The sequence below is a fragment of the Martelella alba genome, assembly GCF_005217455.1.
Lineage (GTDB): Bacteria > Pseudomonadota > Gammaproteobacteria > Enterobacterales > Enterobacteriaceae > Acerihabitans.
Genome location: NZ_SZPQ01000179.1, coordinates 1 through 545, shown reverse-complemented (window position 1 = coordinate 545; position 545 = coordinate 1). Strand labels below are relative to the sequence as shown.

Here is a 545-nt window from a genome sequence, read left to right as displayed (position 1 = left end):
GGCCCGCGACGGCAAAACCATCATCCCGAGGTCTGAGTAATGGCTATATCCCCGGCGCTGCGTAATAAACTGATCGCCGCTGCTGGAGGCGGAGCACTGACCATTGCTGTGGCGTTATTGGGCGGCTCTGATGGTGTAGAGGGACGAGTTTATATCCCATACCGTGACGTTGGCGGAGTCTGGACTGTTTGCGATGGGATTACCGGCCCCGATGTCATCCAGGGTAAACGCTACACGGACAAAGAATGCGATGTGCTCCTGGCTAAACATCTCGCCCCGGTCAAAAAAGAAGTCGATGCAGACGTCAGGGTGCCGATAGGCGACTATATGCGGGCGTCTCTCTACTCCGTTGCCTATAACATCGGCATTACCGCATTCCGCAATTCCTCAATGCTGCGCCATCTAAATGCCGGTGACATGGTTCGGGCATGCAATGACATGCGGGCATGGGTTTATGTGAATAAACAGCGCAACCGCGGCCTGATTAACCGGCGCGAGATAGACCGTACTGTCTGCATGATGGGGCAAAAATGATCAGCAAAATC

Annotated in this window: 1 protein-coding gene; it reads left to right on the top strand. The window is 54.3% G+C overall.

The genetic code is table 11. The features are described 5' to 3' along the window. Nucleotides 1-39 precede the first annotated feature (39 nt). A complete protein-coding gene (locus FCN80_RS26305) occupies nucleotides 40-534 on the top strand; it encodes a lysozyme (protein WP_136993298.1) in 495 nt (164 codons plus the stop codon). Nucleotides 535-545: the final 11 nt, after the last annotated feature.

Bases quoted from the DNA above. Each gene is read 5' to 3' on its own strand.
- FCN80_RS26305 (WP_136993298.1), top strand. From the start codon at position 40: ATGGCTATATCCCCGGCGCTGCGTAATAAACTGATCGCCGCTGCTGGA.